The organism is Hydrogenophaga sp. (assembly GCF_031426985.1).
GTDB lineage: Bacteria > Pseudomonadota > Gammaproteobacteria > Burkholderiales > Burkholderiaceae_C > Hydrogenophaga.
Genome location: NZ_JASJOY010000216.1, coordinates 1 through 8,886 on the forward strand (window position 1 = coordinate 1; position 8,886 = coordinate 8,886).

An 8,886-nucleotide genomic window follows, 5' to 3' on the forward strand; every position below is an offset into this window, starting at 1 on the left:
GATGGCGCCCAGCGACTCGACCTCGTCCATCTCACCGTCGCCGCAGAACACCCAGACCTTGCGGTTCTCGGTGTTGGAGATGCCGCGGGCGTGCAAGTACTTCAGGAAACGGGCCTGGTAGATCGCCATCAGCGGACCCAGGCCCATCGACACCGTCGGGAACTGCCAGAACTCGGGCATGAGCTTCGGGTGCGGGTAGCTCGACAGGCCTTTGCCGTCCACTTCCTGGCGGAAGTTGAGCAGTTGCTCTTCGGTCAAGCGGCCTTCCAGGTAGGCGCGGGCGTACACGCCAGGCGACACGTGGCCCTGGATGTAGAGGCAGTCGCCACCGTGGTTTTCGTTTTCGGCGTGCCAGAAATGGTTGAAGCCGGCGCCGAACATGTGGGCCAGCGAAGCGAAGGAGCCGATGTGGCCACCCAGATCACCACCGTCTTCCGGGTTGTGGCGGTTGGCCTTGACCACCATCGCCATGGCGTTCCAGCGCATGTAGGCGCGCAGACGCTCTTCGATCTCGATGTTGCCGGGGCAGCGGGCCTCTTCATTGGCCTCGATCGTGTTCACGTAACCGGTGTTGGCCGAGAACGGCAGGTCGATGCTGTTCTGGCGGGCTTCTTCCAGCAACTGCTCCAACAGGAAGTGGGCGCGCTCGGGGCCCTCCCGCTCGATCACGGCGGCCAGAGCCTCCATCCATTCGCGGGTTTCCTGGGAATCGGCATCCCCCACACCACGGCCATTGAGAGCGTCTGACGCTGACATGTTTGTCTCCTGTCTGTTGATTTTCGGGGCAACGAAGGTCGACCCCCTGGGCGGAGCGAATTCTTCCACAACACCATCAAAATTTCAATATGTGCCTACGAATTTCATATTACGAACTATTGAGCAGTGGCGATTGCGCTCTTGCCGACGCCTGATCCACCCCGGTGCTCACGTAGACTCGCACGACCATGATGCCCACCCCGGACCGTCCCGCCAACCCCACGGCCGCCCGCTCCCCCATTGCGTGGTGGCAACGCTGGTGGCGCCGGCTCCCGCCCTCGCGGCAGGACCGTTTTGCCACGCTCGCACCACTGTTGTCGGTGCTGCTGTTCCTGGCCGCCATCGTGGTGGCCATCACCTACCTGCGGTACGAAGAACTCGAACGCGAGCAGGAAGCCGTGACGCGCGACGTGGAGTACGCCCAGCAGCGCCTGCGCCTGCGCCTGCTGGAGCGGCAGGAACAGCTCATGCGACTGGCGCGAGAGGTCGACAACAAGGAAATCAGCGTCGATGAATTCGCCTTCCAGGCCGAGACCCTGATCAGCCAGTTCCCCGAACTGCTGGCGATCTCCTGGGTCGATGGCAGGCGCGTCGTTGTGTCCACCTACGCATCGCCCAGCGCCCCCACCGCGCTCATGCGGGTGGTGGGTGGCACCATGCCCGCGGCCGAAGGCGACGGCTCGTTCGAACTGGCGCGCGATCTGCGCCAGCCCATCTATTCGCGCCCGCTGGGCGAAGACCCGCGCCAGGCAACGCTGATGCTGCAGGTGCCGCTGACCGAACAGGGCCGCTTTGCCGGCACCGTCATGGGCGAGTACTCGGTGGATGGTCTGATGCGCTTTGGCATGCCGCCCGAAATCATGGCGCGCTACGCCGTGGCCCTGCTGGACGACCGCGGCCGCGTGCTGGCTGGCAGCCTGCAGACCCCGGGCGGCGTGCTGCGGCTGCTGCCCTGGTCGGCCCAGCCGCTGGAACACGAGGTACCGGTCTCCCCTGTGGGCAACGGCCTGCTGCTCAAGGCCCAGGGCTACCGCACCTCGCAAGACATCGTCGGGTCTGGCTTCTTCTGGGTGATCGGCGCGCTCTCTGCCCTCACCGTCTGGATGCTGCTGGGCACCTGGCGCCACACCCGCAAGCGCGTGCAGGCGCAGCAGGCGCTGGTGGCCGAAACCAACTTCCGCCGAGCAATGGAAAACTCCATGCTCACCGGCATGCGCGCACTGGACATGCAAGGCCGCATCAGCTACGTCAACCCGGCCTTCTGCTCCATGACGGGCTGGACCGAGGCCGAACTGGTGGGCCGCACCGCGCCCTTCCCCTATTGGCCCGACGAAGACCACGAACAGCTGGCGGCCCGGCTCGACGATGAAATCAGCGGCCGCTCCACCCCCGGCGGTTTCGAAGTGCGCGTGCAACGGCGCGACGGCAGCATCTTCGACGCGCGCATGTACGTGTCACCGCTGATCGACCCCAAGGGCATCCAGACGGGCTGGATGACCTCGATGACGGACATCACCGAACCCAAGCGCATCCGCGAAGAGCTGTCGGCCTCCTACGAACGCTTCACCACCGTGTTGGAGTCGCTGGACTCGGCGGTGTCGGTGGCGCCGCTGGGCAGCGACGAAATGCTGTTTGCCAACAAGATGTACCGGCTGTGGTTCGGCACCCGCGGCCAGGGCCACCGCCAGCTGGTGGAACTGGCGGGCACATCCCCGACCCCGCCGTCGGACCACGGCGATGCGGTGGACGCTTTCGCCGGCATGCCCACCGACGCACTGACCGATGCGGGCGCGGAAAACGCTGAAGTGTTTGTGGAAGAGCTCGACCGCTGGCTGGAGGTGCGCACCCGTTACCTGACCTGGGTGGACGGCCGCCTGGCCCAGATGGTGATCGCCAGCGACATCACACCGCGACGCAACGCCGAAGCCCAGGCCGCGCTGCAGAACGAACGAGCCCAGACCGCCAGCCGCCTGATCACCATGGGTGAAATGGCGTCCAGCGTGGCGCACGAGCTCAACCAGCCGCTGACCGCCATCAGCAACTACTGCAACGGCATGATCTCGCGCCTGCACGAGCAGCGCATTTCGGAAGAAGACCTGCTCGGCGCGCTGGAAAAAACCGCCAAGCAGGCGCAGCGCGCGGGCCAGATCATCCAGCGCATCAAGGCCTTCGTGAAGCGCAGCGAACCCAACCCGATGCCTTCGGACGTGCCCACCATGGTGAGCAACGCGATCGAGCTGGCAGATATCGAACTTCGCCGCCAGCAGGTGCGCCTGTCGCCCTATGTGGCCGCGCGCCTGCCCAGCCTGATGGTCGATCCGATCCTGATCGAGCAGGTGCTGATCAACCTGCTCAAGAACGCGGGCGAGGCCATCGCGCAGGCCGGCCGCCTGCCCGGCGAACGCTACGTGGAACTGCGCGTGGGCCCGCGCCGCGTGGACGAGCAGGACGTGGTCGAGTTCTCGGTGCGCGACTCCGGCAAGGGCGTGCCGGCCGAAATGATCGAGCGCATCTACGAAGCCTTCTACAGCACCAAGAGCGAAGGCATGGGCATCGGCCTCAAGCTGTGCCGCAGCATCGTCGAGTCGCACCACGGCCGGATGCGGGTGGAGAACATCTACAATGGGGAAGAGGTGGTGGGCTGCTGCTTCAGCTTCTGGATACCCGTGATTTCCCGCTTGCCAGCACCCGGGACAACGCCAGATCCCACCGCAGTGACGTCGTCGGATACCGAAAGAACGAGATGAGTTTGATCCCCAAAAAAGGCAGCGTCTACGTGGTCGATGACGACGAGGCGGTTCGTGACTCCCTGCAATGGTTGCTCGAAGGCAAGGACTACCGCGTCCGCTGCTTCGAATCCGCCGAAGCCTTCCTCAGCCGCTACGACGCCCGTGAAGTGGCCTGCCTCATCGCCGACATCCGCATGGGCGGCATGACCGGCATGGAACTGCAGGAAAAGCTGATCGAACGCCAGTCGCCCTTGCCCATCGTCTTCATCACCGGCCACGGCGACGTGCCCATGGCGGTCGAATCCATGAAAAAGGGCGCGCTGGACTTCATCCAGAAACCCTTCAAGGAAGACCAGCTGCTGCAGCTGGTGGAACGCATGCTGGACAAGGCCAAGGACGCCTTCGCCACCCACCAGCAGGCCGCCAGCCGCGACGCCCTGCTCTCCAAGCTCACCAGCCGCGAAGCCCAGGTGCTCGAACGCATCGTCGCCGGCCGCCTGAACAAGCAGATCGCCGACGACCTGGGCATCAGCATCAAGACCGTCGAAGCGCACCGCGCCAACATCATGGAAAAGCTCGGAGCCAACACCGTGGCCGACCTGCTCAAGATCGCGCTGGGCCAGACCCCCGCCAAGGCCTGACGCCCCCAACCCCACACCAACGCCCGCCCTCCCCGGCGGGCGTTTCCATTTCCCCCTCCACCGCTGCATCACCATGACCGCCCAACTGATCGATGGCAACGCCCTTTCCAAACAGCTCCGCGCCGACGTCGGCACGCGTGTGACCGCCCTCAAGGCCAAAGGCATCACGCCCGGGCTGGCCGTCATCCTGGTCGGTGACAACGCGGCCAGCCAGGTCTATGTGCGCAACAAGGTCAAGGCCTGCGAAGACACCGGCATGCACTCGGTGCTGGAAACCTGGCCCGCCACCATGACCGAGGCCGAACTGCTGGCCCGCGTCGACGCGCTGAACAATGACGCCAGCATCCACGGCATCCTGGTGCAATTGCCGCTGCCCGCCCACATAAACGCCCAGCGCGTGATCGAAGCCATCTCGCCCGAGAAGGACGTGGACGGTTTCCACATCGCCAGCGCCGGCGCGCTCATGACCGGCCTGCCCGGCTTCTGGCCCTGCACGCCCTACGGCTGCATGAAGATGCTGGAAAGCATCGGCTACGACCTCAAGGGCAAGCACGCGGTCGTCATCGGCCGCAGCAATATCGTGGGCAAGCCCATGGCCATGATGCTGCTGCAGCAGAACGCCACCGTCACCATCTGCCACAGCGGGACGAAGGACCTCAAGGCCATGACCCTGCAGGCCGACGTGATCGTCGCCGCCGTGGGCAAGCGCAACGTGCTGACGGCCGACATGGTCAAGCCCGGCGCCGTGGTGCTGGACGTGGGCATGAACCGCAACGACGAAGGCAAGCTCTGCGGCGACGTGGACTTCGCCGGCGTCAAGGAAGTGGCGAGCTACATCACCCCGGTGCCGGGAGGCGTTGGTCCCATGACCATCACGATGTTGATGGTGAACACATTGGAAAGCGCGGAACGGGCGAAGTAACCCGCCCGGCGCGAACGGACTTCAATCCAGGGCACCGCGGAACCGGCTTTGCCGGGCCGCCAGTGCCGCCCCCTGGGGGGTGACGCCGCAGGCGGCGCGGGGGGGTTACCTGGAAAGGCGCCACAGCGTGGCGCCGGCGCACAGCCACTGACCCAGCACCATCAGCGTGCCCAGACCGTGCCACAGGCGCAGGTCGCCGCCGGTGGCGCGGGCGGTGACGATTTGCTGCGCCACGCCAAATTCCTGCACCAGCGCCAGCAGCATGGCGCCCAGCACACACCCCATGGTGCCCAGCACGCGCTGCATCTGTGCCAGCCGTTGCGGGTCCACCGCTTCACCTGCCAGCGGGAACTGCGCATCGGCCCGCGCGCGACGCAGCACCAGCAGCAAGGCCAGACCGATCCCCAGCCCCGCCCAGCACTGCAGCGAGAACAGCTGTGCGGCGACCGGCCCCGCCACCGGCGCACCCAGCCGAGCGAACAGCACGGGCACCGCCACGAAGCTCAGGCCCGAGATGCCGCCCCACCAGAGGGCCGCCAGGAAGACCGCCAGCCGCTGCCGCATGAACGGCCTCACTGGTAGCGGACGGCCACCACTTCATAACGGCGCACGCCACCGGGCGCCTGTACCTCGGCCACGTCGCCCTCTTCTTTGCCAATCAGCGCGCGCGCGATCGGGCTGCTGATGTTGATCAGGCCCTTCTTCAGATCGGCCTCGTCCTCACCCACGATCTGGTAGGTCACGGCCGAGCCGCTGTTTTCGTCTTCCAGGTCCACCGTGGCACCGAACACCACGCGGCCGCCGGCGTCCAGCGAGGTGGGGTCGATCACCTGGGCCGCCGACAACTTGCCCTCCACCTCGGCGATGCGGCCTTCGATGAAACCCTGGCGTTCCTTGGCAGCGTCGTAGTCGGCGTTTTCGCTCAGATCGCCCTGGGCACGGGCTTCGGCGATCGCCTGGATCACACCGGGGCGCTCCACGGTCTTGAGCTTGTGCAGCTCGGCCTTGAGCATTTCGGCGCCGCGTTTGGTGATGGGATAGGTGGACATGGCAATCACTCCGGGATACGCATCGGGCAGGCTGCGTGAGGTTTCTGCCCGGGACAAAAGGAAACCGCCGAACGTTGCCGATCGGCGGTGAAACTGCACCGGATTATGCCCCGGTCCCACGGCAAAACACGCGGAGACCGGCCCGGGGTTTGCCCCGGATCGGCCGCCCCGCGACCGCGTTCAGGCGGCGGCCAGCTGCTGGTGCATTTCCTGCACCGAAATCACGCCCAGGCTGTTCATGTACTTCATGCCTTCGACGGCCGCTTCGGCGCCCGCGATGGTGGTGAAGGTCGTCACCCGGGCCAGCAAGGCCGAGGTGCGGATCGCGCGCGAATCGGTGATCGCGTTGCGGCGCTCTTCCACCGTGTTGATCACCAGCGAGATCTCGCTGTTCTTGATCGAGTCCACGATGTGCGGGCGGCCTTCGGTCACCTTGTTCACCGTCTTGACCGGCACGCCCGCCGCCTCGATGGCCGCGGCCGTGCCACGGGTGGCCACCAGCTCGAAGCCCATGGCCACCAGCTGGCGCGCCACTTCCACGGCGCGCGGCTTGTCGCCGTTCTTCACCGTCAGGAACACCTTGCCCGACTGCGGCAGCTTGGTGCCCGCACCCAGCTGGCTCTTGACGAAGGCTTCCCCGAAGGTCTTGCCAACGCCCATCACCTCGCCGGTGGACTTCATCTCGGGGCCGAGGATGGTGTCCACGCCCGGGAACTTCACGAACGGGAACACGGCTTCCTTCACGCTGAAGTACGGCGGGTTCACCTCGGCGCCAATGCCCTGCTGGTCCAGCGTCTGGCCGGCCATGCAGCGCGCCGCCACCTTGGCCAGCTGCACGCCCGTGGCCTTGGAGACAAACGGCACCGTGCGCGAGGCGCGGGGGTTCACTTCCAGCACGAAGATCACGTCGGTCTTGACGCCGTTTTCTTCCTTCTCCTGGATCGCGAACTGCACGTTCATCAGGCCCACCACGTTCAGGCCTTCGGCCATGGCGGCGGTCTGGCGCTTGAGCTCTTCCACCGTGGCTTTGCTCAGGTAGTACGGCGGCAGCGAGCAGGCGGAGTCACCGGAGTGCACGCCGGCTTGCTCGATGTGTTCCATCACGCCACCGATGAACACGCGGCCCGCCGTGTCACGCACCGCGTCCACGTCGCATTCGATGGCGTCGTTCAGGAAGCGGTCCAGCAGCACCGGCGAATCGTTGCTCACCTTCACCGCTTCGCGCATGTAGCGCTCCAGGTCGCGCTGCTCGTGCACGATTTCCATCGCGCGGCCGCCCAGCACGTAGCTGGGACGCACCACCAGCGGGTAGCCCAGAGCGGCGGCCTTTTCCAGCGCTTCGGGTTCGGTGCGCGCCGTGGCGTTGGGCGGCTGGCGCAGGCCCAGTTCGTGCAACAGCTTCTGGAAGCGCTCACGGTCTTCGGCGGCGTCGATCATGTCGGGGCTGGTGCCGATGATGGGCACGCCCGCGGCCTCCAGGCCCAGCGCCAGCTTCAGCGGCGTCTGGCCGCCGTACTGCACGATCACGCCGGTCGGCTTTTCCTTGTCGACAATCTCCAGCACGTCTTCCAGCGTCAGCGGCTCGAAGTACAGGCGGTCGCTGGTGTCGTAGTCGGTGGACACGGTTTCCGGGTTGCAGTTGACCATGATGGTCTCGTACCCGTCTTCGCGCATGGCCAGCGCGGCGTGCACGCAGCAGTAGTCGAACTCGATGCCCTGGCCGATGCGGTTCGGTCCACCACCCAGCACCATGATCTTCTTCTTGTTGGTCGGCTCGGCTTCGCACTCGCCGTCGCCGTGGCCTTCGTAGGTCGAATACAGGTAGGCGGTGTCGGTCGAGAACTCGGCCGCGCAGGTGTCCACCCGCTTGTAGACCGGGCGGATGTTCTGCGCGATGCGGCGCGCGCGCACGGCGGCGTCGGTGGTCTTGAGCAGCTTGGCCAGGCGGCGGTCCGAGAAGCCCTTCTTCTTCAGGCCGCGCAGCGTGTCGGCGTCCAGCGCCTCCAGGCTGGTCTGCTCCAGCTGCAGCTCGATCTTCACGATCTCTTCGATCTGCACCAGGAACCAGGGGTCGATCTTGGTGAACTGATGCACCTCGGCCAGGGTCCAGCCGGCGGCGAAGGCATCGCCCACGTACCAGATGCGTTCCGGGCCGGGCTCGCCCAGCTCGCGCTCCAGGATTTCACGGTCCTGGGTCTTTTCGTTCATGCCGTCCACGCCCACTTCCAGGCCGCGCAGGGCTTTCTGGAACGACTCCTGGAAGGTGCGGCCCATGGCCATCACCTCGCCCACGCTCTTCATCTGCGTGGTCAGGCGGCTGTCGGCGGTCGGGAATTTTTCGAACGCAAAACGCGGGATCTTGGTCACCACGTAGTCGATCGAGGGCTCGAACGAGGCCGGGGTCGCGCCGCCGGTGATCTCGTTGCGCAGCTCGTCCAGCGTGTAGCCGATGGCCAGCTTGGCTGCCACCTTGGCGATCGGGAAGCCGGTGGCCTTGGACGCCAGGGCCGACGAACGCGACACGCGCGGGTTCATCTCGATCACCACCATGCGGCCGTCGGCCGGGTTGATGGAGAACTGCACGTTGGAACCGCCGGTGTCCACGCCGATCTCGCGCAGCACGGCCAGCGAGGCGTTGCGCAGGATCTGGTATTCCTTGTCGGTCAGCGTCTGGGCGGGGGCCACGGTGATCGAGTCGCCGGTGTGCACGCCCATCGGGTCCAGGTTCTCGATCGAGCAGACGATGATGCAGTTGTCCGCCTTGTCGCGCACCACTTCCATCTCGTACT

General features: G+C 65.9%; 6 protein-coding genes and 1 pseudogene. 3 read left to right on the plus strand and 4 right to left on the minus strand.

The annotated features are described in order from the left end of the window. Window positions 1-756 (minus strand): annotated as a pseudogene (gene aceE / locus RMP09_RS21910) (pyruvate dehydrogenase (acetyl-transferring), homodimeric type); the annotation flags it as partial. A 188-nt stretch (window positions 757-944) separates the two neighbouring features. On the opposite strand from aceE, the gene RMP09_RS21915 reads away from it, so the two are divergent. The 3 genes from RMP09_RS21915 to folD all read left to right on the plus strand — a co-directional run bounded on the left by RMP09_RS21915 (window position 945) and on the right by folD (window position 5,048). Continuing rightward, window positions 945-3,503, plus strand: coding sequence for a PAS domain S-box protein (locus RMP09_RS21915; protein WP_310568095.1), 2,559 nt, complete (start codon window positions 945-947; stop codon window positions 3,501-3,503). Beyond that, window positions 3,500-4,126: a response regulator transcription factor gene (locus RMP09_RS21920; RefSeq protein WP_310568096.1), complete on the plus strand. Its 627-nt coding sequence runs from the start codon at window positions 3,500-3,502 to the stop codon at window positions 4,124-4,126. The genes RMP09_RS21915 and RMP09_RS21920 overlap by 4 nt, the downstream gene beginning before the upstream one ends. Window positions 4,127-4,199: 73 nt before the next feature. Beyond that, window positions 4,200-5,048 carry a bifunctional methylenetetrahydrofolate dehydrogenase/methenyltetrahydrofolate cyclohydrolase FolD gene (gene folD / locus RMP09_RS21925; RefSeq protein ID WP_310568097.1) on the plus strand — a complete coding sequence of 283 codons (849 nt, stop codon included), beginning with the start codon at window positions 4,200-4,202 and terminating at the stop codon, window positions 5,046-5,048. A 105-nt stretch (window positions 5,049-5,153) separates the two neighbouring features. Here the strand turns inward: folD and RMP09_RS21930 are convergent, their stop codons facing one another. The 3 genes from RMP09_RS21930 to carB form a co-directional block, all read right to left on the minus strand. Continuing rightward, window positions 5,154-5,612 carry a DUF4149 domain-containing protein gene (locus RMP09_RS21930; RefSeq protein WP_310568098.1) on the minus strand — a complete coding sequence of 153 codons (459 nt, stop codon included), beginning with the start codon at window positions 5,610-5,612 and terminating at the stop codon, window positions 5,154-5,156. Window positions 5,613-5,620: 8 nt separating this feature from the next. Next, window positions 5,621-6,097 carry a transcription elongation factor GreA gene (greA, locus tag RMP09_RS21935; RefSeq protein WP_310568099.1) on the minus strand — a complete coding sequence of 159 codons (477 nt, stop codon included), beginning with the start codon at window positions 6,095-6,097 and terminating at the stop codon, window positions 5,621-5,623. Window positions 6,098-6,277: 180 nt separating this feature from the next. After that, window positions 6,278-8,886, minus strand: a 2,609-nt coding sequence (gene carB / locus RMP09_RS21940; RefSeq protein ID WP_310568100.1) for a carbamoyl-phosphate synthase large subunit, incomplete at its 5' end; no start/stop codon positions are given.

What these genes read in the sequence shown, in the direction of transcription:
- RMP09_RS21915 (WP_310568095.1), top strand. Translation starts at nt 945, where the DNA reads ATGATGCCCACCCCGGACCGTCCCGCCAACCCCACGGCCGCCCGCTCC.
- RMP09_RS21920 (WP_310568096.1), top strand. Translation starts at nt 3,500, where the DNA reads ATGAGTTTGATCCCCAAAAAAGGCAGCGTCTACGTGGTCGATGACGAC.
- folD (WP_310568097.1), top strand. Translation starts at nt 4,200, where the DNA reads ATGACCGCCCAACTGATCGATGGCAACGCCCTTTCCAAACAGCTCCGC.
- RMP09_RS21930 (WP_310568098.1), bottom strand. Translation starts at nt 5,612, where the DNA reads ATGCGGCAGCGGCTGGCGGTCTTCCTGGCGGCCCTCTGGTGGGGCGGC.
- greA (WP_310568099.1), bottom strand. Translation starts at nt 6,097, where the DNA reads ATGTCCACCTATCCCATCACCAAACGCGGCGCCGAAATGCTCAAGGCC.